General features: G+C 54.4%; 16 protein-coding genes. 8 read left to right on the forward strand and 8 right to left on the reverse strand.

Annotation, left to right across the window (positions count from 1 at the left end; translation table 11 throughout):
- Position 1 precedes the first annotated feature (1 nt).
- Together CDH47_RS00715 and CDH47_RS00720 are read right to left on the reverse strand one after the other, a co-directional pair.
- Positions 2 to 988 (reverse strand): response regulator, encoded by a 987-nt coding sequence (locus CDH47_RS00715; RefSeq protein WP_100637921.1) that lies wholly within the window; start codon positions 986 to 988, stop codon positions 2 to 4.
- The gene (locus CDH47_RS00720; RefSeq protein WP_100637922.1) at positions 988 to 3,876 is read right to left on the reverse strand and encodes an MHYT domain-containing protein; all 2,889 of its coding nucleotides are present in this window, start codon (positions 3,874 to 3,876) and stop codon (positions 988 to 990) included. The genes CDH47_RS00715 and CDH47_RS00720 overlap by 1 nt, the downstream gene beginning before the upstream one ends.
- Positions 3,877 to 4,150: 274 nt before the next feature.
- Here CDH47_RS00720 and acnA point away from each other — a divergent pair, with 274 nt between their 5' ends.
- Positions 4,151 to 6,928, forward strand: a complete 2,778-nt coding sequence (gene acnA / locus CDH47_RS00725; protein WP_100637923.1) for an aconitate hydratase AcnA — start codon at positions 4,151 to 4,153, stop codon at positions 6,926 to 6,928.
- 59 nt (positions 6,929 to 6,987) lie between these two features.
- On the opposite strand, the gene CDH47_RS00730 is transcribed toward acnA, so the two are convergent.
- Entirely contained in the window at positions 6,988 to 8,985 is a 1,998-nt protein-coding gene (locus CDH47_RS00730; RefSeq protein ID WP_100637924.1) for an ATP-binding protein, read from the reverse strand.
- Complete coding sequence (locus CDH47_RS00735) at positions 8,982 to 10,769, reverse strand: sensor histidine kinase (protein ID WP_100637925.1); 1,788 nt, start codon at positions 10,767 to 10,769, stop codon at positions 8,982 to 8,984. The genes CDH47_RS00730 and CDH47_RS00735 overlap by 4 nt, the downstream gene beginning before the upstream one ends.
- 102 nt (positions 10,770 to 10,871) lie before the next feature.
- Between CDH47_RS00735 and CDH47_RS00740 the strand changes: the two genes are divergently transcribed.
- Genes CDH47_RS00740 through CDH47_RS00760 form a run of 5 tightly spaced genes read left to right on the forward strand, consistent with a single transcriptional unit; the run spans position 10,872 to position 15,384 of the window.
- Complete coding sequence (locus CDH47_RS00740; RefSeq protein WP_100637926.1) at positions 10,872 to 12,536, forward strand: diguanylate cyclase; 1,665 nt, start codon at positions 10,872 to 10,874, stop codon at positions 12,534 to 12,536.
- Positions 12,536 to 13,705 carry a response regulator gene (locus CDH47_RS00745; RefSeq protein ID WP_239985537.1) on the forward strand — a complete coding sequence of 390 codons (1,170 nt, stop codon included), beginning with the start codon at positions 12,536 to 12,538 and terminating at the stop codon, positions 13,703 to 13,705. Before CDH47_RS00740 ends, CDH47_RS00745 begins: the two co-directional genes overlap by 1 nt.
- On the forward strand, positions 13,695 to 14,093 hold the full coding sequence (locus CDH47_RS00750) for a response regulator (protein WP_100637927.1): 399 nt from the start codon (positions 13,695 to 13,697) through the stop codon (positions 14,091 to 14,093). The genes CDH47_RS00745 and CDH47_RS00750 overlap by 11 nt, the downstream gene beginning before the upstream one ends.
- A gap of 41 nt (positions 14,094 to 14,134) precedes the next feature.
- Positions 14,135 to 14,464 (forward strand): DUF2288 domain-containing protein, encoded by a 330-nt coding sequence (locus tag CDH47_RS00755; RefSeq protein WP_100637928.1) that lies wholly within the window; start codon positions 14,135 to 14,137, stop codon positions 14,462 to 14,464.
- The gene (locus CDH47_RS00760) at positions 14,464 to 15,384 is read left to right on the forward strand and encodes a LysO family transporter (RefSeq protein WP_100637929.1); all 921 of its coding nucleotides are present in this window, start codon (positions 14,464 to 14,466) and stop codon (positions 15,382 to 15,384) included. Before CDH47_RS00755 ends, CDH47_RS00760 begins: the two co-directional genes overlap by 1 nt.
- Before the next feature lie 20 nt (positions 15,385 to 15,404).
- Here CDH47_RS00760 and CDH47_RS00765 read toward each other — a convergent pair whose 3' ends face one another.
- Together CDH47_RS00765 and CDH47_RS00770 are read right to left on the reverse strand one after the other, a co-directional pair.
- Positions 15,405 to 16,613 (reverse strand): cyclic di-GMP phosphodiesterase, encoded by a 1,209-nt coding sequence (locus CDH47_RS00765; protein ID WP_100637930.1) that lies wholly within the window; start codon positions 16,611 to 16,613, stop codon positions 15,405 to 15,407.
- Positions 16,610 to 17,419 carry a TatD family hydrolase gene (locus CDH47_RS00770; RefSeq protein ID WP_100637931.1) on the reverse strand — a complete coding sequence of 270 codons (810 nt, stop codon included), beginning with the start codon at positions 17,417 to 17,419 and terminating at the stop codon, positions 16,610 to 16,612. Before CDH47_RS00770 ends, CDH47_RS00765 begins: the two co-directional genes overlap by 4 nt.
- Before the next feature lie 161 nt (positions 17,420 to 17,580).
- Here CDH47_RS00770 and CDH47_RS00775 point away from each other — a divergent pair, with 161 nt between their 5' ends.
- Complete coding sequence (locus CDH47_RS00775; protein ID WP_100637932.1) at positions 17,581 to 18,852, forward strand: D-amino acid dehydrogenase; 1,272 nt, start codon at positions 17,581 to 17,583, stop codon at positions 18,850 to 18,852.
- Entirely contained in the window at positions 18,849 to 20,072 is a 1,224-nt protein-coding gene (locus CDH47_RS00780; RefSeq protein ID WP_239985538.1) for a methyltransferase, read from the forward strand. The genes CDH47_RS00775 and CDH47_RS00780 overlap by 4 nt, the downstream gene beginning before the upstream one ends.
- Positions 20,073 to 20,129: 57 nt before the next feature.
- Here the strand turns inward: CDH47_RS00780 and CDH47_RS00785 are convergent, their stop codons facing one another.
- The gene (locus CDH47_RS00785; protein ID WP_100637933.1) at positions 20,130 to 21,338 is read right to left on the reverse strand and encodes an OmpA family protein; all 1,209 of its coding nucleotides are present in this window, start codon (positions 21,336 to 21,338) and stop codon (positions 20,130 to 20,132) included.
- 183 nt (positions 21,339 to 21,521) lie between these two features.
- Positions 21,522 to 23,849: an ATP-dependent helicase gene (locus tag CDH47_RS00790; RefSeq protein WP_100638710.1), complete on the reverse strand. Its 2,328-nt coding sequence runs from the start codon at positions 23,847 to 23,849 to the stop codon at positions 21,522 to 21,524.
- Positions 23,850 to 23,859 lie beyond the last annotated feature (10 nt).

The following is a 23,859-nucleotide window of genomic DNA, read 5'->3' on the forward strand; positions in this document are numbered from 1 at the left end:
ATCAGGCGTCCTGCCATTTTTTTCGGATTTCCAAAACTTCCGGGAGGCACTGAAAAAATGCCTCCACCAAGTCTGGGTCAAAATGCTTACCGGCTTGCTCGCGGATTAGCCCTGTGGCCTTATCTGTTGGCCAGGCGCTTTTGTATGGGCGCTCGCTGGTGAGTGCATCGAAGACGTCTGCGAGTGCCACTATCCGGGCGGATACAGGAATATCGGTTCCCTTGAGGCCTTTCGGGTAGCCGCTGCCATCCCATTTTTCATGGTGATTCAATGCCACTTCCCGGGCCATGTCGAGCAGGCTCGAGCCGTCATCGCCTATTATCTCAGCTCCGATTGCAGGGTGAGTCTGCATTACCTCCCATTCGTCTTGGTCCAACTTTCCGGGTTTCTGAAGAATGGCATCGGGAATGCCGATTTTACCTACATCGTGCATTGGCGCAGCGTTTAATAAGGTATCAGACCATATTTCACCGAAACCGGCTTCCAGGGCGATCAGCCGGGAGAAGTGGCTCATGCGTATAACGTGCATGCCCGTTTCGTTGTCTTTGTATTCGGCTGCGCGGCCCAGGCGCTGCACTACTGACAAGCGGGTGTTTACCAGCTCGTCCATGCGCACCAACGACAAGTGGGTCTTGACGCGGGCGCGGACAATGGCGGCGTTTACAGGTTTGGTGATGTAATCAACGGCGCCAAGTTCAAAGCCTCGGTTTTCGTCGTCAGGGCCGGAGAGGGCGGTAACAAAGATAACCGGGACGCCGCTGGTCCGGCTTTCGGCCTTGAGGTTTTCACACACCGTGTAGCCAGACATGCCTGGCATCATGACATCCAGAAGAATCAGATTAGGCTTTTCACTCCTCGCCAACTCCAGCGCGCGCTCACCGTCTTTGGCGAACAGCAAGCGATACTGGTCTGACAGTATATTGCGGAGTACCTGAAGGTTTGCCGGCTCGTCATCAACTAATAAGAGAGTCTTGGTGTCACTCAACATCAGGAGACCTCCAGGGTTTTTCGAAAGCTGATCAATATTTCTGCGGCTTTTTCCGGCTCGAACTCATCCAGCATCAGGTCCATAGCTTTCGAGCAGTCAGCAGGAAGGCCTGGCTTGAGGTTCTTGATATCGTCGTCGGGCAACTCGCCGTGACTCAGGCATTCGATCACATGATTCAGCAACCGAGCATCCAAGGCTGTCACCGTTGTTTCCGCTACCACTTCAGGCAGGGCAGGCTGCTGTTTGAGCCAGTTAGTGGCAGTGTCAAAGCGTAACTGCAGGTTTTCCCAAAAAGATTCAGGAACCGGGCTCCCCGTTTTGAGTAGGGTTTCCAACTCCGCGAACACGGAGGTGAGTTGGTTGAACCCAAGATTGCCGGCAATGCCTCTCAGCCTGTGGGCGGCAGTTGCCTGATCACATGTCTGGCTGCGAAGTGCGCTGGGTTGGCTTAGGGGGTCTGCCAGGAAACTGGCAGCAGCGCCCAGATGCTTGGCGGCGTTTGGCCACAGGTGCTGCACCGTAGCTTGGTCAATGACTGAGGGCATGTTTTTATTTGTTGTTTCAGCTGGGTCGGTGCTACCAAGGCCTAAAACGATGGCTATTTCGCGAGTTAGTTGGGGCATGTTTATGGGCTTGGTTGCGAAGCCGTCCATACCTGCTTTCGAGGCCTCTCGGCGGTCAGACTCCTGCACGCTGGCCGTCAGGGCAATTACCGGGGTGTAGCGTTTTTGCTCGGTGGTTTCGTGCTGGCGGATAGCGCGGGTGGCTTCATGCCCATTCATTTCAGGCATTTGTACATCCATCAGAATCAGGTCAAAGGCTACACGGCGATAGAGGTCCAGAGCCTGTTGACCGTTATTGGCAATGCTAACCTGATGGTTGCGCTGAGTCAGCAGCGTGGACAGAAGTTCGAGGTTTTGCGGTACGTCATCGGCCACCAGAATCCGCAGCTGTGGCAAGGTCGCTTCCTGCTCGGAATGCAAGTCATCATCCACCGGCTTACCTTCAGAGATCGCCAGGGTAACCTTGAAGGTGGAGCCCTCGCCAGGCGTGCTGGTTACAGTAATCTCCCCACCCATGAGCTCGGCTAGTTGTCTGGCTATGGTGGTACCCAGACCGGTGCCTCCGAAACGACGGGTCATACTGGAATCGGCTTGGGTAAAAGGCTCAAAGATTTTATCAAGGCGGTCGGCGGAAATGCCGATGCCGGTATCTTCCACCAGAATGACCGCTTGTTGTGGCTCTGGGTGCTGGACCCGCAGGGTGACCCCTCCAGTTTGTGTGAACTTAACAGCGTTGCTTAACAGATTCAGTATGACTTGCTGAACTCGCAGGGGGTCGCCCTTGAAATAGTCGCCCGCCTGAAAATCCAGGTTCAGGTAAAGGCCTTTGCGATTGGCGATTAGCGACTGGGTAGCGATGACCTGTTCACACAGGTGACGGAAATTGAAATCCCGGGATTCAACGTCAATATGCCCGCCATCCAGCTTGGCGGAGTCCAGAATGTCGTTCAGCAGGCTCAGCAATGACCTGGCCGATGTTTTCACGACGCCCAGGTGCCGCGCCTGAGTTTCTTCAAGAGGTGTATCCAGTACCTGGTCGGTAAAACCAATAATGGCGTTCATCGGGGTGCGTATTTCGTGGCTCATGTTGGCCAGGAAGGCGCTTTTGGCAGCGGCAGCCTGTTCAGCTTGCTCCTTGGCTTGTCGCAGTTCGGTTTCCATTTTGTGGCGTTCGGAAATGTCCGTTAAGAAGCCCACAAAGGTGCTTATGCCGCCCAGCCGGGATTCGCCTATGGCGAGGAGAACTGGAACCTGATGGCCGTCCTTGTGAAGAGCCCATACTTCCCGGTTGGAACCGATGATTTTTCGCACACCGGTACGCCGGTAGTTTTTCAGGTAACTGTCGTGGGCATCCCTGTGAGGATTAGGCATTAGCATGTTTACGTTTTTACCGATAACCTCATCTGCCCGGTAACCTAAAATCCTCTCGGCAGATTCGCTGAACGACATCACAATCCCGCGATCGGAAATCTTTACGATGCCATCTACCGCTGCATTCAGAATGGCCTGGATTTCACTTTTAGCTTCCTGGCTGCGCCTCATTAGTGCCCAGTAGCGCGCCACGGCGTTTACGCTGGCAGCCAGTAAGCTAAGGCTCACCGTAACGAAGGCGATAGTAAGAGCAAGCGCGGTATGGCGGTTGCTGCCGGGCAGGAAGTTCGGATCCGGCTGGCCGATAAAGCGAGCGGCTTCCATGGCCGTGTAGTGCATGCTTGCGATGGCAAGCCCCATTACAGCGCCGGCTAGAAGTCGGCGTTTGTATCCGCGTACGCGAGTACTGCGCCGCAAACCGAAGCTGATCCACAGGGCTAGAGTACCTAGTAGCACCGCAACCGCAATAGAAAGCACAAACAGCAGTGGGTCGTACCTAAGCGCTGGTCCGATCTCCATCGCCGCCATGCCCAGATAGTGCATGGCGCCAATTCCGGCTCCAACGATCACGCCTCCGCCAATTAGCCGTGCAGGATTCAGATCGTGGCGGGCAAGCAAGCTGAGAGCTACCCATGACGCAAACAGGCTGGGAGCAGCCGATAAGGCGGTGATCCAGGGGTGATAGTGAACATGAGTGGGCATCTCGAACGCCAGCATGCCAATAAAGTGCATGGACCAGATGCCGAAACCAAGGGATGCAGAGCCACTGATCAAATGCAGGCGCTGCAGGTACACAGCTGCGCTGCGCCGAGCCGCAGCCGCCAGAGTGAGTGCCAGATAGGAAGCGCCAATGGCAATGGCCAGCGATAGCGTTACCAGGCCAGTATCATATTGGCCCGACACCAGTTTATCGGCTGCAGGATTGAGCACGAAAAAATTATCAAGCTCCAGCAAGCGGGATACCTTCAGGGGGCTGCATGTGTATAGGAAAAGCCTACCTTAACCCTGAGTGGTGAGCCCGCAAATCGAATTTTGTTTAAGTTTTGTAGTTTGGCAATCATCCCCCTGAATACTGAACATTCATGGGCGCGACCTTGAACTATAATTATTCGATGCAATAGTTGTATATGACTTCACATTCCCTGACTTTTGCGCCAGCCTGCTTGTCTGAGGTCGCAGCGCCAGTTGTAAAAGTGCTCGGATCACGACGAAGAACGGAGGCACAATCATGTCGAATAACAGCCTTGGAAAAGATAGCCTGAGTACACTCAGTAGCTTGAGTGCGGGCGGTAAAACGTTCCATTACTACAGTCTGCCCAAAGCGGCAGAAACCCTCGGTGATATAAACCGACTTCCCTTTTCACTGAAAGTGCTCCTTGAAAACCTGCTGCGCAACGAAGATGGCGTTACTGTGGACCAAAGCCACGTAGATGCCATGGTGCAGTGGCTGAAAGACAAGCGCTCAGACACCGAAATCCAGTTCCGCCCGGCCAGGGTGCTGATGCAGGACTTTACCGGTGTACCTGGTGTTGTCGACCTTGCAGCCATGCGAGAGGCCGTTAAAAAGGCCGGTGGCGATCCTGCTCTGATCAACCCTCTGTCGCCTGTGGACCTTGTTATTGACCACTCGGTGATGGTTGATGAGTTTGGCACGGCGACTGCTTTTGGTCGAAACGTTGAAATCGAGATGGAGCGTAACCAGGAGCGCTACGAATTCTTGCGCTGGGGCCAGCAAGCTTTTGATAACTTCCGTGTAGTTCCACCTGGAACCGGTATCTGCCACCAGGTAAACCTCGAGTACCTGGGTAAAACCGTGTGGCACAAAGAGCAGGGCGATAAAACCATCGCCTATCCCGATACCTTGGTGGGTACAGATTCCCACACCACCATGATTAATGGCCTTGGCATTCTAGGCTGGGGTGTTGGTGGTATCGAAGCAGAGGCCGCCATGCTTGGGCAGCCAGTATCCATGCTGATTCCGGAAGTGGTGGGCTTCAAGATTTCCGGTAAATTGCGCGAAGGCATTACCGCTACGGATCTGGTTCTTACCGTTACTGAAATGCTGCGCAAGAAAGGCGTGGTTGGTAAATTTGTAGAATTCTATGGCGATGGCCTTAAAGACATGCCAGTGGCAGACCGTGCCACCATTGCCAACATGTCTCCGGAATACGGCGCAACCTGTGGCTTCTTCCCGGTGGATGAGCAAACCCTCAAGTACCTGCGCCTGACAGGACGTGACGACCAGCAGATTGAGTTGGTTGAAGCCTATGCCAAAGCACAGGGGTTGTGGCGTGAGCCAGGCCACGAACCGATCTACACGGCCACGCTGGAGCTTGATATGGGCGATGTGGAGGCCAGCATGGCTGGGCCAAAGCGTCCACAGGATCGAGTTGCGCTGAAAAACATGAAGGCGGCCTTCGAGCTGTTGATGGCAACCTCTGAAGGTGGCCCGGAAGGCCCGGAAGCGACTGAAAAGCGTGAAATGGAGCTTAAGTCGGAAGGTGGACAAACTGCCGTGGGCGTTGATGATAGTTATCACCACCCCTGCAGCCGCGAAATCACCCTGAACGGACAGGACACTCGCCTCGACCCAGGCGCGGTAGTGATTGCGGCAATAACCTCCTGTACCAACACCTCTAACCCCAGTGTGATGATGGCGGCTGGTCTGGTGGCTCGGAAAGCGGTAGAAAAAGGCCTGAAAACCAAGCCTTGGGTAAAAACCTCGCTGGCACCAGGCTCCAAAGTGGTCACTGAGTATCTGGCCGCAGGCGGCTTCCAGGACGATCTGAACAAACTGGGCTTTGATCTGGTGGGTTACGGTTGTACAACCTGTATTGGTAACTCGGGCCCGCTGCCGGATTCAGTGGAAAAAGCCATTACGGATGGCGACATCACTGTGGCATCGGTGTTGTCCGGTAACCGCAACTTTGAAGGCCGCATACATCCGTTGGTTAAAACCAACTGGCTGGCGTCACCGCCCTTGGTAGTCGCCTATGCACTGGCTGGAAACGTGCGCTTGAACCTGCAAACAGACCCGCTGGGTAAAGACCAGGATGGCAATCCGGTGTATCTGAAGGACCTGTGGCCAAGTCAGCAGGAAGTTGCTGAGGCTGTGGAAAAGGTCAAAACAGACATGTTCCGCACCGAATACGCAGCTGTGTTCGACGGCGACGCTACGTGGCAGGCAATCGAAGTGCCTGAAACCAAGGTGTACACCTGGTCTGACGATTCCACTTATATCCAGCATCCCCCCTTCTTCGAAGGCATGGGGCCAGAGCCTGATCCGGTTGAGAATATTGTTGATGCGAATATTCTGGCCTTGTTGGGTGACTCCGTAACAACGGACCACATATCGCCTGCGGGTTCCTTCAGTGCCGACAGCCCTGCAGGTAAGTACTTGCTGGAGCACGGGGTGGAGCCGCAAAACTTCAACTCATACGGTTCCCGCCGCGGTAACCATGAAGTGATGATGCGGGGTACTTTTGCCAACGTGCGTATCCGCAATGAAATGCTGGATGACGTTGAAGGTGGCTTCACCAAGTTTGTACCCACTGGGGAACAAATGGCGGTGTATGACGCAGCAATGAAGTACCAGGAGCAGGGAACACCGCTGGTTGTGATTGCCGGTAAGGAATACGGAACTGGCTCAAGTCGCGACTGGGCAGCGAAAGGGACCCGGTTGTTGGGCGTTCGTGCAGTGGTGGCTGAATCCTATGAGCGGATTCACCGTTCCAACCTGATTGGAATGGGTGTAATGCCTTTACAGTTCCCTGAAGGTACTGATCGTAAGACGCTCAAGCTGACCGGAGAAGAAACCATCAGCATCAGCGGTTTGTCTGGCGAGATAACGCCGGGCCAAACCCTGACCATGACGGTCACCTACAAGGACGGCTCTACAGCAACCTGCGATCTGAAATCGCGGATTGATACTGCAAACGAGGCGGTGTACTTCCACCACGGTGGCATATTGCACTATGTGGTGCGTGAAATGCTCAAATCTGCCTGAGTTAACTGATTCACAGGTTCAGAGCTAAAACCGGCAGCCCTTTTGGGCTGCCGGTTTTTTTATGGCTCATGATTGCCAGCCACCGGCAGGCGTATCCAGAAAGTGGCGCCCTGGTTGGGCAAAGATTCAAAGCCAACTTCGCCACCCATCACGGAAATCAGTTCCCGTGTGATGGCCAGTCCAAGGCCTGTGCCGCCCTTACTGCGGGTGTCGGAGCTGTCTGCTTGGGCAAAGCGCTGAAAGATCTGATTCCTGAAGGCTTCAGGGACACCTGTACCACTGTCCTGCACAGTAATAGTGACCCTTGAGCCCCTTTCGGAAACTTCCAGTTTTGCAGACACATAAACGTGCCCTTTATCAGGTGAGAACTTAATGGCATTGGAAATAAGGTTGCCTAGCCCTTGCAGCAGTCGTTGGCAATCTACAAATATGTCGGCCGTTGGGATATCCGGTTCAAGATGGAGTGTGATTTCTCTTTGAGCGCCATAGGCCTGGTTTTCGCTAACAGCTTGCTCGAGCAGAGGTAATAGAGCCTGGCGCTGCAAGCTGATGGCCAACTTGCCAGCAACCAGTTTTTCGATATCCAGAAGGTCGTCGATTAGTCTTGCCAGTTGTTTGGCATTGCGCTCTGCAATGGCCATCATATCTTGCGCTTTCTGAGGCAGTTCACCGGCAGCCCCTCCAGACAAAAGGCCGATGGCACCAGTGATTGAAGTGAGCGGGGTTCGCAGCTCATGGCTAACAGTTGATACAAACTGATTCTTCATGCTTTCAATTTTTTTACGCTCCGAAATATCGTCGAGCAGAACCCAAAGCAGTTTCCGTCCGGAGGAGTCGCGTATCAGCATGGCGTGAATAATTGCCGGATAGCTGCTCCCGTTGCGGCCTACTATTTCTCGCTCTATGGGCCCGAAGTGCCCCGTTTGTTGCAGTTGCGGAACAATCTCTGCGTGCAAGGATTTGTGCTCTGGGGAGAGAAGTTGGCGATAACCAAGTTTGAGAAATTCTTCCTTTTTATAACCCGTAGATTTTAGCATCGAGTTGTTTACGTCAATGATTTCTCCGGTGCGGTAGTCAGCAAGGATGATACCGCTTGGGGCCAGTTCAAACAGGCGGCGAAGATGCTGCTCACTTTCCTCCAGAGCCACAAGTGCCCGCTTCTTATCATCAATATCTTCCAGGAAGCCGTGCCAGATGATGCTACCATCAGACAACTTCTGAGGAGTGGAGTGGCCTTCAATCCAGCGAACACTGTCCTCTGGCAGGCGGATTCGAAACTGGATATTCCAAGTACTCAGGTGCTGCGAGGATTCCTTGATGCTGTTCACTACTGCCGGATAATCCTCAGGCTCAATCATCGCGAAAAGCAATGCGGCATCATCCTGAGCCTGTGTTTGAGTGATACCAAATGTGTGCTCAATACCCTTGCTGCTGAAAGGAAAAGTCATGCGCCCATCGGGGAAAAGCCGGAACTGGTAGAGACCCCCGGGCACCAGATCCACAAGCTGCTTGAGCATGATCACAGATTCATTTTTGCTTTGCAGTTCTTGGTCCCGGTATTGAATGGCCAGCGCGCGGGCGCTGATCTGTTCCTCAACACAAGCGGCGATATCTTCCAGGCATTGCAGGTCATCATCGTTCAGTTTGCGTGGCTTGTGATCGAGCACACACAAAGTGCCGAGGGCATGACCATCGCCACTAAGAATAGGCTTGCCGGCATAAAAGCGGATTTTAGGGCCGTTGAGTACAACCGGGTTGTTGTGGAAGCGTTCGTCGTTGAGGGTGTCCTCAACCACCAGGGTGTGTGAGTCTAGAATAGCGTGACCGCAGAAAGAAAGGCTCCGAGGTGTTTGGTTCATATCCAAGCCAATGCAGGATTTGAACCACTGGCGATCGCGGTCGATTAACGAAATTACCGCAATGGGAGCATCTAAAAGCCTTGCAGCCATTCGGGTTAGGCGGTCAAAGCGCTCTTCAGGAGGAGTATCAAGAATCCGAAGTTGATCCAGTGCGGCTTGCCGCTCTCCTTCATTGGCAGGAACGTCGGGCTCCCTCATGTTGCTGGCGCCTCCGCTATGTTTGCAGTGTCCAAAGGTAGCTCAACCCAAAAATGAGCTCCACCCTTGTTGTAGAAACCAATAGAACCCTTCAAAAGTTCGGCAATCTGGCGGCTTATTGCAAGACCCAAGCCCGCGCCATTAGTTGCACGGGTAGTGCCTTCTTCAGCTTGGGCGAAACGGTCGAAAATCTGCCGCTCGAATCCCTTGGGAACGCCTTTGCCTTGATCGCTTACGGTGATTCGCAGCTTGTTTGAGCTGACTTGTTCAGCATGGATTGTGACTAAACCGCCTTTGGGTGAAAATTTGATGGCATTGCTGACGAAATTGTCCAGAATTTGCCGCAGCCTATGACCGTCGGTATATAGGGAGATTTCGGGTGCGGCTGAAGCGGTCAGGCTAACGCCGAGCTCCCGGGCCGTGGTTTTGTTGCCACTTACAGTATCTGCAAACAGTGCCTGCAAGTTCTCTGGCTGAAAATTCACCCGCATTTTTCCGCTGGAAAGCTTATTAAAATCCAGCATGTCAGCGATAAGCAGTTGCAGGCGGTCGCCGTTGCGCAAGGCTAGCGTTGTCATCTCCTTTGCGCGCTCTGGCAGCTCACCTGCAGTGCCCGACTGAAGTAAGCGCAAGGCACCGTTCATGGACGTTAAAGGGGTTCGCAGTTCGTGACTGACGTTGGAAACGAAGTTGTCTTTTAGCCGGTTATTAGCATCCCGCTCATCCATTAGCTGATTGAATGCTTGCGCCAGATCTCTCACCTCTGGCGCGCCTTGCTCTCTCAGGCGACGAGACGATTCAGGTTTTTGGATCATTGAGCGTATGCGGTGGGTCATCTGTGTGAGAGATGCTGCTGTTGAGCGCAGAGCTATGTATGTCATTAGTAATATGCCGAGAGTCGCCCCTGCGCTGATGAGGAAAAACCGGCTGAAGGCCTGTTTGGCAGGTGCTGTAGCAAGGGATTTAGGTACGGCTCGGATAAATAGCCAGCCAAGGCGGTGCAGATGGCTGGTCGCATAGATCAGTGTCTCTCCGGCATTTGTTGCAACTTCACCAAACCGGACACCTGACAGCGCAGCATCAATCAACAAGCTTTCTCCCGGGTTGGGAAGCTCCTCAATGGCGTTGCCACTCGGGCTGCCCGCGATAAACAGGAAGTTGCTCGAGTCGACCACCAGAAAAATGGCATCCTCAGTGGCATCTCTTCGCACACTATCTGGTATCAGTAGCGACTCGTCCATTTCCAGGGTGCCGCAAAGGAAACCAAGTAGCTCTCCGTTATCGCCCTTGATAGGAGCAATAAACACCATCAGCGGGATGCCCGTTGCCCGCCCAATCAGGGGGCGGCTAATGACGGATTGCTGGGTTGCAATGGCTTTCTCCCAGTGTGGACGGTCAGCATAATGAGTACCTACACGCCCAGGAACATAGATATTCTCGGCAATCAGCAGAGCCTCCGGGGTTAGAACAGTCAGGCTGTGGGAGAACAGCTCTGCCAGGCCGTGCTGCCTTTTTAGAATGCTTGTTAACTGATCGGGAGGTAGTAATTGTCCGTCGCTGCCCAGCATGGACGCAGACTGAGCCAGCACTCTGGTTCGGAACCCCAGGTCCTGGCTAACCAGCTTGGAAATATAAGCTGTTTCATTTTCCTGCTGAGCTGACAAATTCGTTGCGAAATCCTCCAGCAGAGCAGAGTAGGCCGCGTAAATAACAGAGCCCACGGTTGCCAGGCAGCCTATTAATACAATGATGGCCAGGCGCGTGCCCAAAGATAAATGATTCAAAGTGTGCTCCTGTCTGGCAATTTGCTGTAAAACTTGCTTTGATTGAACCGTAAATGAACCAGAATTCACAGCGTTTACGCGCGATAATTATCAAGAGCCCATATGCCTGTAAGTCCTTCGATTGAGGTGCAGAAAAAACTCGAGATTCTTCGCAACCGCTTTCGGGATAAAACGATAGGTGAGCTCGAAAGTCTGGTAAATGGTGTTTTTAGCGCGTCCCAACGCTCTGAAGCGCTTGGAGAGCTGGTTGTTGCCTATCAGTTGTTGCACAGGCTAGCGGGGTCAGCTGGTACTTTGGGGTTTTCTCAACTCGGGGAACAGGCTCGAAAGCTTGAGCTTGCCATCAAACCTATGGCAGATCAGATAGTTGAGGGAGCTGACAGCGAGCAAGTTCAGCAGCAATTGAAGCAATTGCTGGACGGTGATTTTAAAGATGGCATTGTTAATCTAGGTGCTTTTTTGGATGTGGCCGACCCCGTATCTACGGAATGGCACAAGCCGGCGAAAGTAGAGCTTGGGAATCGGTTTGTATTATTGGTCGTGGATCCGGACAAGCGCCACCGCGACATGGTGGCTCAGGGTTTGGCACTCTATGGCTATGAGGTTCGCAGTCTCAGTAGTGGTGAACAGTGGCCAGCCAGTGTTAATGATATCGATCTGGTGATGGTACGGGATACCTTGTTGCAGGATGAGAGCGCGAGCTGGCTGTCCAGATTGCACAAGTTGCCCACAATTTGTTTTAGCGGCGATCATGATTTTGAAACCCGATACCGGTTAGCCCGGTTGAATGTTGATGCCTGTATTGATGAGCCCCGGGATATACCGGCACTTGCAGATCGGGTGGAACAGCTCCTGGCAGAGGGTTTGGCAACCCTCACCGGCCGGGTGATGATTGTTGATGACGATAGAGAGCTGCTTGAACACTACCGGGTTGTGCTGACTAGTGGCGGCATGCAAGTGCGAGCGTTTGATGATCCCTCGCGCCTGTTATCAGAGCTGGCAGACTTCAGGCCCGATATACTGCTGATGGACGTGCAAATGGGGCGGTTCGATGGCCCGGTACTGGCTCGAATGCTTCGTTTTCAGGCCGAGTGGCTCAGTCTTCCCATTATTTTCTTTTCATCAGAAGCAGACCGCGATCTGCAGCTGGATGTTTTGGCTCGCGGGGGCGATGATTTCGTTACCAAACCTGTGTCCGACGAGTTTCTTCTGCGCACCGCAAGAATCCGCTGTTACCGTGCCCGACAGCTCGACAAGCTGGTTTCACTAGACAGTCTCACTGGCCTTTTGAAGCACGCTTTGGCTAAAACAGAACTTAACCGGGAGCACGCACGCTGTGCTCGTAGCGGGCATAGCTCGGTTGTAGCCATGCTGGATCTGGATCACTTCAAGCAGGTTAATGATTCTTATGGTCATGGGGTTGGTGACATGGTGATCAAGGCATTATCCAACCTGCTGCGTCACCGGTTGCGCAACACGGACATTATAGGTCGTTATGGTGGCGAGGAATTTCTCGTCGTGCTGCCTGAGTGCTCACTGGAAAAGGCCGTTGAGGTGCTTGAAACGCTGAACAAGGATTTCGCCCGTTTGGTGTTCAATGCTCGCAACGAGGAGTTTTCGGTAACCTTTAGCGCAGGCGTTGCCACGCTGAATGCCTACGAGACTGGCGAGCATGCTATAGATGCTGCCGACCGGGCACTTTATGAGCGTAAGCGTGCAGGGCGCAATGGTGTTACTGTCGCCAGGGAAGACTATTTTGATTCTTGATGAGAGCTGAGAGCGTCGTGATGCATGTGTTGATTCTCGAAGACGATGAGCTGGTTGGCGACCTTCTTGAGACGATAGTAGCAGGGGTTTATTCGGGCGCTGTAATCCGGCTTTTTACTTTGGTGCAGTCCGCAATCAGCAACTGGCAGGAGCAGCCGGCGGATCTGGTTATTGCTGACTGGAATCTACCGGATGGCTCAGGGCTTGAGCTGATTCGCGCGGTGCGGCAAACAAGCCGCGATGTGCCTGTACTTATGATCAGTGGCCGGGCAGATCGCGATTCTATTCTGGCGGCCGCCCATTTGGGTATCAACGGATATGTCAGCAAGCCGTTTCAGGTAGACATGTTGCACCAGAGGCTAACAGAACTGTTGCCTGCATCAATCGATCTTGATGGAGCCTCCAGTACACTGGATGAAAAAATGGAGGCGGCCTGCAATTCCGCGATTCAGTTGCCGGGCCAGATTGATACTGCCGCCGTACTGGAGTTATTTGAAAAACGTGATGAACTGGACGCTGTCGCGCTTGCAAAACATTGGAAAACGGATCCAGCCTTGAGTGCCAAGATGCTGGATGTGGCGAACAGCGCTTCTTTTCGCCGTTCTGGCACATCGGTAAAAACTCTGAGAGAGGCGATTAGTACGATTGGTATTGCCATGGCACTGAACCAGGCCCTGGCGTTATCGCTGGATATTGCAGGTAAGCTTTCCTGTCACCGCCTGGCGGAGCGAGCGCAGTTGGAGCAGGAGCAGGCGTTGCGGGTTGCGGAGGCGGCCAGCGAGCTGGCTCAGAAAGTTGGCGACGCCCCAGCGCCTTACTTTACTGCAGGCCTGCTGAGTCGAGCAGGAGAGTTGGCTGCTTTGAAAGTACTGCAAAACCAGTGCGATGAAAGTGGTGAGCAACCGGAGATTGAGCAGATTGATTCTGCTTTAGCCTATTGGGCAGAAAAGCTGGGCAATCGAATCAAGGTACAGTGGCGCTTGCCGCTCGATCTCAGGGAGTTGATTGGAGCTGTTTACTTTGTAAGCAGGGGCAATGTCAGTCAATCCAAACTGGTGATGCGAGCAGCGGCGTTGCTGGCGGTTGGGCAGGCAGATGATCCTGAGTGTCTCATTCTGTTGAGACGGCTGGGGGTTGAGCATAAGGAGGAAAGCCGCGATGCCAACTGAGAGCCTGAAACGAATTATGATGGTTGAGGATGAGCCAGATATTCGATCGGTTGCTGAGTTGGCACTTGAAGCCATTGGTGGGTTTGAGCTGATCGCCTGTGAGTCAGGGCAACAGGCGCTAGAGCAGATTGTTGATTCCAGACCGCAGCTGATAATTCTTGATGTGATGATGCCGGGGATGGATGGCCCTGAGACCCTGAAGGCAATCCGCAGCCTGCCAGAGTATGCCGAAACGCCGGCGGTTTTTATAACTGCCAAGGTTCAGAGCGACGAGGTTCGGAGCTATCTGGCTCTGGGCGCAGCCGGTGTCATTCCCAAACCCTTTGACCCGCTTACGTTGGCTGATCAGATCAGGGAAATCTGGAACGAGGCCCGTGCAATCGGTTAAGCTCTTGCCGGTTTACACTGTCGCAACTGCAAAAGGCTGTTATGTCGTCTTCCCGAAATCACGATGAAACCAAAGCCAGGCTTAATCTGGAAACCTCCCGCATACGCTGGCACGAGCTGCAAACCTACTATGCCCGGGGGCAGGTTGTGCGTGTTGACCAGGCTCTGGATTTGCTGGATGTGGCTTCTGAGCTCACCGCAGATAACCGCGCGCTCTTTGAGCAATGGCTGGCTACAGGCAAAGTAGGAGATGTGTCGCCTGATCTGGCCCGCTCCTGGTACGAGCGCGATGCTGCACTTTGGGCTGTCGTTGTGGCGCCCTGGGTGCTGGTTCAGGATCGCTCCGAGCCTACTGATCCCGTGGTGCATTAATGCTTACCGGCGCCCTGCTGATTCTTGCCCCGCTGTTTCTTGGTTTTGCCCTGTCCCTTGAAAACCGCCGTTTAATGACCGTTATTCATTACACGGTGGAGGCTCTGGTGTACTTCATTTTGGCCTTGCTGGGCCTGGGTTTGGGCCAGATTGAGGGGCTGACGGACCAGCTTGGCACCATGGCGAGCCAAATGTCAGCCCTGGTGGTGGCTTTGTTTGTGGCGAATATGGCAGGGTTGTGGCTGTTTCACCGCTGGCGGCCCATGACGCCAGAGCATCGGGAAGAAACCGCCGGAAGCACGGGCTATGTGCGGCTGTTCATGGCAGCGCTGAAGCCATTACTGGCGGTGCTGCTGGGAATGCTTGCAGGCTACTTCCTGTTGCCGCCACTGCCGCAAGCGGAGCAGTTGGCAACCTGGTCCCTGATGCTGTTGTTGTTCCTTATTGGTTTACAATTGCGCAATGCCGGGCTTTCCCTGCGAAAACTGCTGATGAACACTCAGGGCTTGGGCATCGCCCTGATGCTCGTGCTTAGTTCGCTGCTGGCGGGCGTCCTTTTGATACCCGTTCTGGGGTTGCCGTGGCACGATGTGCTTGCTCTGGCCTCTGGGTTTGGCTGGTATTCACTATCCGGCATTGTGATTGGCGATGCGCTTGGGCCGGCATGGGGCGGTGTGGCATTCATGAACGATGTACTGCGGGAAATCATCGCTTTGGCGATCATTCCTCTGGTGATTGGCAGCCGGCCAGCCATGGCCATCGGCTACGGCGGAGCCACTTCCATGGATTTCACCTTGCCGGTGATCCGCAGTAACGGTGGGCTGAGTTGTGTTCCGGTCGCGATAGCTTCAGGCTTTTTATTATCATTCCTGTCGCCGGTTCTGATGGGTGTTTTTCTGTCGTTTGGCCAGGTCGGATAAAGCGGCAAAGCAGCTATGATTCAGCTAAGAAACTTTCGGACATCAATTCTGTATTGCTGGGGGTCAACCGCACGCAGTATGCGATCCTGGTTTCCGGCTTTCGATAGGTCAATGGTTGTCACCGTAATCGGCATCCGGAATTTGGTGTGGTACATCACCCGAACTACCGGCAGCCGCTGATCGCCCTCATTAGTCTCGACCACAACGCCAAGCCGGCCACTATCCAACAGAACAAGTGACCCCACCGGATATAAGCCAAGGCAGCGGATGAACTGCCTTACCAGAGCCGGGTCCAGGTGGTCGCCGCTCCACTCCAGAAGCTTCTTCAGACCCTGTGTGGGCGTCATGCCCTTGTGGTAAACGCGATCAGCGGTAATGGCATCATACACATCTGCAATGGCCACCATGCGCCCGTAAATTGATATTTGATCGCCCTTCAGGCCCTCCGGGTAACCATGGCCGTCCATGCGCTCGTGGTGCTGCGCTGCGGTGATCACGGTAAGCTCGCCAATACCGTCAGTTGCAGACAAAATGTCACGGGAATGCCGGGCATGAAGTTTCATGACTTCATATTCCTCAGGCGTAAGTCGGCCTGGCTTGTGCAGTACATCATCGGGTGTTAGAACTTTACCGAGGTCATGAAGCAGGGCGCCCACAACAATTTGATGCATCACGTCTGCAGAGAGCTTTCGATACTGTCCGAAAATGGTCATGAGTACGCTCAGATTAACCGAGTGCTCAAGCAGGTAGTTGTCTTTTTCGCGGATTCGCCCCAGACACCCCAGTGCGTTGGCGTTCCGCGTTACGGAGTTTTGCAGTTCGTCTGCAAGCTTGTGGATTGGTGCTACATCGACAGGCGCGCCCAGTTTCGCGCTATTCATGAAGCTGTTGACGAGTTCTTGCGCTTCAGTGTGAACGCCCAGGGCATTTACCATCTCCTCAGAAAGAGGCACCCGCGGCCTAACGCCCGGTTTCTGCTCACCTGTTTTTTGCAGCTCTGTTTCATTACGCGCATCTACTTCGGCCGCGGTTTCTGAATCCTGGCTGTCCTTACCCTTTTTCACATCGATATAAACAAACTGCACGCCCATCTTGCGGATTTTTTCGATGGTTTGCTCGCGCTTGATGACACCCCGGCGGCGCTGAGTGTTGTGGGGAATCCAATCGTTGTTGAGGTCGGTAATGTACATACCGACTTTCAATGCAGAAACGGGGATGCGCTTTATCATGGTTCCGGGAAAAACGTTCTCAGGCTGTTCTTGTAAGTCTGGATAATCACTTCCTCCAGAGGCAGGCCTTTCACTTCGGCAATTTTTTCAGCAACGAACGGTAGGTAGAAAGGCGCATTCTCACGGCCACGATAGGGCACCGGCGTGAGGAACGGCGCGTCAGTCTCCAGAAGGATCTGGCTGATGGGAGACATACGAACAATATCCCGCACGTTTTCTGCCTTGTTGAATGTGGTGATTCCATTAAAGCCCAGACTCCAGCCCTGATCCAGTGCGTATTGGGCAAGCCCCGGGCCGGAGGTGAAACTGTGAATTACGCCACGGCGTTTTAGGGTCTGTTCAAACTCTTTGAGGATGGCGATTGTATCATCGTCTGCATCACGGCTATGGATAACCACCGGGCGGTCGCTGTCACAGGCTATCTGAAGCTGGCGCCGGAACACTTCGCGTTGAATGCCGCGATCTGCATTATCATAAAAATAATCCAGCCCGATTTCGCCAACCGCAACAATTTTATCATCCTGAGCGTGGGTGCGAATTTCCTGCTCTACGGCATCGTTGTAGCTTTCCGCCTCATGGGGATGGATGCCCTGTGTTCCATAAAGCCAGGGAGTTGTTGTACTGAGTTCACGTACTGTCGACAGGTTGCCTGGCGCCACAGCAATGGTAATCACCCTCTCGATGTTCACCCGCCGCGTTTCTTCCAGAATGTCCTCCAGGGGGCGGTCCTTGAGGTAATCCAGATGGCAGTGGGTTTCAATAATCGGATGGTCGAATACGGGAATCTCGCGACGTTTTTTACTCATAAACTGGTGCTAGGCTCCAATGCAGGCAGTTGGTTCAACTGCTATTCTGGTGTTTGAAGCACTCAAGTTTATCAGCTGCCCGTATATTGGCCTACTTCGGCGCGTAGGGGCTTTCCTAGATGAGTGTTATTGCTCAGGCTTGATTCAGGTTGGAGGTGCAGATGCACGTTGTTGTTATTGGTGGCGGTGTAGTGGGTGTAACCACAGCCTGGGAGCTGAAGCGTCGCGGGCATCAGGTGACGGTTCTTGAACGCCACGACGTGGCCGGGAATGAGACCAGTAAGGGCAATGCGGCTCAGCGCTCTTATGGTGTGGTGTACCCTTGGGCAGACCCGAGCATGGTGTTCAAGGCATTGCCTTGGCTGGTGCAGCAGGATCGCCCTCTCAAGCTTCGGATGCCGCCTTCTCTTGCCGCCATACAGTTCATGCTTTCAACGCTCCGTTATGCCTGGTCGCCCGGCCTGTTCGGTTTTAACAAGCGTGCCATGCTGCGGCTTGGTATTCATTCCCGAGAGCGCTTTTTGAAGCTGGAAGAAGAGTTGAACCTGAAGTTTGATGGTGAGCACCACGGGTTGTTGCATCTTGCCAGTACCCCGGAAGAGCTGGAAGATTACCGTGGCACACACCGCCTGCTGAACGAGATGGGTATAGCCACACGGTTGCTTACACCGGAGCAGGTTTACGAGGCCGAGCCGGGAATGGCAAGAAATGGGCCGCTGTATGGTGCTCTGAGTTACGACACGGACGGAACGGGTGATTGCCACCTGTTTTCCAGGGAGCTCGCAAAAGCGTGTGAAGAAAAAGGCGTGAAGTTTCGCTATAACGTTCAGGTAGAGCAATTAACCGCGAACAGCCAGAACGTTGAAATGGCGGTTCTGCGGAACGAGCGTGGCCAGACCGAAGCCTTGGCTGCTGATGCCTTCGTCGTTAGTGCCGGTTGCTGGTCCCCCGAGCTGGTGCGGCCTCTGGGCCTGAAACTGCCGATTTATCCAATCAAGGGTTACAGCATTACTGTGCCTCTGAAAAACCCTGACAGAGCGCCCACTTCAACAATTCATGATGACAACTACAAGGTTGTATCCACGCGCCTGGGGGATCGCTTGCGCGCTACCGGGTTTGTGGAGTTGGCTGGCTTCAATCGTGATATTCCAGAGGCGCGCATAGCCACCATCCGCAAATCGGTTGAATCCCGTTATCCCGGTTGTGCTGATCTGGACCAGGCAGAAACCTGGACCGGCTTCCGCCCCATGACACCGGACGGCCCTGCCATTATTGGCCGTGGCCCACGCCAAAATCTGTACCTGAATACCGGGCACGGAACCTTCGGTTGGACTTTCGCAGCGGCCAGTGCAGATGTTATTGCACAGGTGATTGACGGTGAAGAGCCGGCGGTTTGCCTGGATGCATTTCGCCCGGGGCGTTATCAGGAGTGACCGCTCATCCGGCCATCGAGTGCTTTTATACTCGGTGGCAAATCCTTAATGACTGGCTGGTAGCACACCGCTCCATCTGGCAACCCGCGCCCTTCACGGATCGGCGGCCAGCCTGGGTTGAAAGCCATCCCCGGCTCGCCCAGTGGGTGGCAGGGCTCACCGACGATGAATGTGCCGAGCTGGCTGAAGGGCCTGAAAAGCTCGCACACATCGCTTCACGTTATGCACCTGAACTGGCCCTGTACGCCGCCCTGACAGATTGCCCGGACTTGGCACCTGATCATTCGGAAGTTTTGGCAGCAACGCTGCCGGAAACCAGGGCAACCGATATGCCCGGCCGCAAGCGGGAACAGGCGGGGGCATTTACGGCTGCGCTAAAGCCTCTGCAGCAACCGATTGTAGACTGGTGCTGTGGTAAGGGGCATCTGGCCCGAACCCTGGCAGCGCAGAGCCAAAACGACGTGACAGGTTTTGAATGGAACCCGGAGCTGGTCATCGATGGCAATCGGCTGGCCAGTCGTTTCGCAGATGCTGTTCAAATATCCTGTCAGGATGTCATGGCGCAGGATCTGGCAGTGCCTGAGAATGTTCATGGGGCCGCACTCCACGCCTGTGGTGACCTGCACAGACAGTTGCTGAAACGGGGTGTTGCTGCTGAGCTGCCGCGACTGAGCCTGTCACCTTGTTGCTATCACAAAACCATTGAGGGTGTTTACAAGCCGCTTTCAAGAGGTGCGGCCACCCACGAGCCAAAACTTGTGCTTGATCGCAGTGACCTGCGTCTGGCCGTAAGGGAAACCGTAACCGCCCCAGCCGGAGTGAGGGAGCGAACGAAAACGCTCAGTCAGTGGCGCTTGGGTTTTGACGGGCTTCAGAGAGCGCTGCGCGGTGTGGATCAATACCTTCCTGTGCCGTCATACCCGCCAGGCCGTATTCAAGAAGGTTTCCCCGCCTTTTGTCAGTGGGCTGCCAGTAAAAAGCAGCTTTGCTTACCCGAAAGCACTGATTTTGAGTTTTGGCTGGAGCATGGTCAGCGCCGCCAACGTGAGGTATACCGCCATGAGCTTGTTCGGCACGTTTTTCGCCGGCCCTTGGAGTTGTGGCTGGTTCTGGATTACGCGGTCTTTCTTGAGGAGCAGGGATACAGTGTGCGGCTTGGTCATTTTTGTCCTCGGGCGCTGACCCCGAGAAATCTGATGTTGGATGCCTCCAAAAAGTAAAGGCGCCCGGGGGCGCCTTTACTGACTTCAACTGCTTGCATTCAGAGGGTTGCCGAATTAGCGACGAACCTGAATACGCGCTTCAACACGACGGTTTTCGGCGCGGCCTGCAGCAGTGGCGTTAGTGGCAACAGGCTCTTCTTCGCCATAGCCTTTCGCGCTTACTTTGGCAGGGTCGACTCCCAGAGGGCCAGTCAAACGGCCTGCAACGGCCTCAGCGCGACGCTGTGACAGGAACTGGTTGTAGCTTGCCTTGCCGGTGTTATCGGAGTGGCCAGCGATTTCCACGATGGTTTCCGGGTTTTCCTTCAGGAAGTCCGCAACCCGACGGATTTCCGCATCGTAAGCGCTGCTGATTACGGAGCTGTTCGTCGGGAACTGAACCTCAATGGTAAAGGTCTCGATGGTTTCGGTTACGCCTTCACAACCGGTTTCGTCCACTACAGCGCCGGCAGGCGTGTTCGGGCAAAGATCCTGGCTGTCGACTACGCCGTCATTATCGCTGTCCAGCTCGCAACCGCGGCTGTCTACCGCTGCACCGAGCGGGGTGTTGGGGCACTCATCACGAGAGTCGGGTACGCCATCGCCATCTGAATCCAGCTCACAGCCTGTGCTGTCAACGGTTGCGCCAGCTGGGGTGCCGGGGCACTGATCACGGGAATCGGGTACGCCGTCACCGTCTGAATCCATGGGGCGCTTAGGTGCTGGAGCGCTTCCAACAGTGCGGTTGAACGCAAAGCTGATGCCGAGAGAAACCTGGGTATCGAAGGTGCTTTCGTCAATGCCGTGGAACTCACGCAGATCGCCACGCAGGGATACTGAATCAGTTACGTTATAACGGAAGCCGGTGCCCACGTTTACACGGGTTTCGTCATGGCCAGTGCCTGAGGTGTTATAGCCGATAGTGTCTCCAACACCGAAGTCGGCATGCCCCGCGCCCAGAGAAACGTACGGGTTCCAGGCTTTATCTGGAGTTGCGAAGTAGTAGATACCGTCTATGCGGAGTTCTTCAAAGTCCGATGAGCCGGCAACATATTTACGGTCTGCATCTGCGCGTGAATAGATGGCTTCAACTGCCCAGTGTGGTCTGAAGCGGTATTCCAGTCCAACACCAAACGTACCGGACTCGCTCAAGTCACGGTCATCGTCAAAAAGCTGGTAAGCGGCGAAAGGGTTGATGTAAATCGTTTCCGTGCGCTCAGCCAAAGCCGGGGCAGCAAAAGTGCTGGCAATGGCAGCCAGCGCGATCGGGCGCATGATGTTCATGCAGAACCTCCTGTTCGGTTATCGTATTAAATAGAGTGCTGAATAATTGGGCTATATAAGTGATTAGCATGACACTTATGTGTAATTTAAGCTAAAGGGTTACAAAAAACAAAGAATTGATGGTTAATGTTACATTAGGAAATGTACGTGTTGATTGCCTGGCATGCCGCACTGCCTGCTCGTTTACAAGGGTGGGATGCTGAAATAGAGGTGTGCGCTTTTTTTGCTGAAGTGCATTTTTTCACCGCCACTGAAATGCACCTCGAAAGAGCTCTCATCTTCAGCAACCACCGTACCTGCGCCAAATATGGAATGACTAAGGCGCGACTGGTGCCATAGGGGGGCGTGGTTGCCAGTGTTGTTATGCACCTCGCCTTCAAGGGTGACGCCTTCTTGCGCGGCATAGCGTGAGCTGACCGGCGTCAGTGGCGCTTCCAGTTTCAGTTTATGGTGAGTATCCGGAACCCTTTCATCGAGCCAGCTCCCGAACTCCCTGGCCAGATCAAAACAGAATTCTTCCACAAACCGGCTGGGCCCCTGGTCGCCATCCAGATGGGGTTGTTTGCTCACTGGCCGGGTGATCAGATGCAATGATTGCCGGGTGCGGGTCATGGCAACGTACAACAGCCGCCGTTCGCTTTCGAGAATGGCCCGAGTGTCGTCCTGGGGGCGAGGGCTGTGGGGCAGGTACTTTTCTTGTAACCCGGGGATGATCACCCTTTGCCATTCCAAACCCTTGGTGCGATGAATGGTGGAGAGCAAAACCCCTGCGCCGCCCTGTTTCTCATTGGCCTGTTGCCGCAAGGCTTTGAGGTGGGCAAGTGCACCCTTGGCATCCTCGCCCAGGCCTTTCAGGTACTCGCGGAAGCCGTGAATGGTATCAATGCGTTCCTCTGCGCTGTCGTGGGTCAGCGCCAGGCTGCGAACACCTTCATACAACTCGGTGTGCTCTGCATAAACCGTAATCAAGCCGGCTGCCGGGCCTGAATAGCCACGCAACTGCTCCAGTACCTCGCCCAGCTTGCGCAGTTTACGCGCCGCCATGGGCGCCAGAGCGCCAAAATCCAGTGCCAGCAAGCGCTCGTGCCAGCCATTGGCGAACCCCGCGAGAAAGCGTGCGAGTTGCTCCAGTTCCGGCTCTTTAAGGCCAACATGGGGAAAGCGCAGAAGCTGGCGGGCCAGTTCCAGGCGATCTTCTTCCGGCAGTTTTTCCAGTGTTCCGGAAACCACTTTCAACAGTGCTGTGATGGCCTGAACTTCGCGGCTGAAGAGCGCGCCTTTGCCGGCATCGATGCGGTAGGGAATCTGCCGCGCCAGCAATTTGAGCTCAATGGGCACGCTCTGGCTCCAGACCCGGAACAGAATGGCAGTATCGGCCAGGGTGCTCTCTGCTTCTTCGCCAAGGATCTGCAGTACGGCATCTGCGTCGTTCTCCATCCGATGCAGGGCTATCTCCGTGGCTGGAGTGGAAGGGTGGGAGTGGCACAGCACGTCCTTGCGACCGGTGTTGTGGCATATCAGGTGGTTGGCCAGCAAAGCCACCCGGTGGCCGTAGCGGAAGGTGTAGCTGAGGGTTTGTTCCAGCGGGCTTTCGAACTCATCGCTGAAGCGCTTGAGAATAAACTCTGGCTTGGCTCCCCGGAACTCATAAATGGTCTGATCCGGATCCCCAACCACCGTTACCCGGGCGCGATCACCTGCCACGTAGCGCAGCAGCAAATGCTGAATCTCGTTGGTGTCCTGGTACTCGTCCACCAGAATCAGATCCATCTTGTTGCCCACCAGCCGCTGTAAAGGTGGGTTCTGGTGTATGGCCATCACTGGCTCGTACAGCATATCGGCAAAACTGATTCGGCTTTGCCCTTTGCGCCACTGCTCGAAGCTGTGAAACAGATCAATCAGGTACCGGTGCTTTTCTGAGTAGCCCAGCTCTTCAAACACGATTTCGGCGGGGGACAGGGTGGTTTTCACCATGTCGATAAATCCGGTTGCGGTTTCTACAAAATCTTTCTTGTTGCGCCGGATCTCGTCTGCCAGATCCTCCGGTGCCAGCCTCCGTATTAATAGCCAGGCCTGAAAGCTGATTTCCTGTTCGGTCAGAATTTTTTCGGAGAACCCCGGCAGGTAACCTTCCCGCACGAATCGCTTGTACAGTCGCAGACCCATGGCGTGATAGGTGCGGATTTCAGGCAGTGCCAATCCGCTTTGGTGACACACCTCTTGAAGCTTGCGCTCAAAATCCACCCGGGCACTGCGGTTGAACATAAGCACCAATATGCGTGCAGGGTCGTGTCCTTGCTGCAGCAAATAGCGAATGCGCCAGGCCAGCGTGGAGGTTTTGCCGCTGCCGGCTACGGCTGTGATCACCGAGTGCTCGTAGCCGGCGGTAATAATCGCCTTTTGCTCGTTGGTGAGAAAATCAGGCAGATCCAGGGCGAGGGTTTCAGAGGTGTTTGTTGGCATAGGTGCTATTGTACTGGCCAACTGGTAGTGGGGGTACCTGTGCCGCATAATTGCTGGC

This window comes from Marinobacter salexigens, assembly GCF_002806945.1.
GTDB classification, from domain to species: domain Bacteria; phylum Pseudomonadota; class Gammaproteobacteria; order Pseudomonadales; family Oleiphilaceae; genus Marinobacter; species Marinobacter salexigens.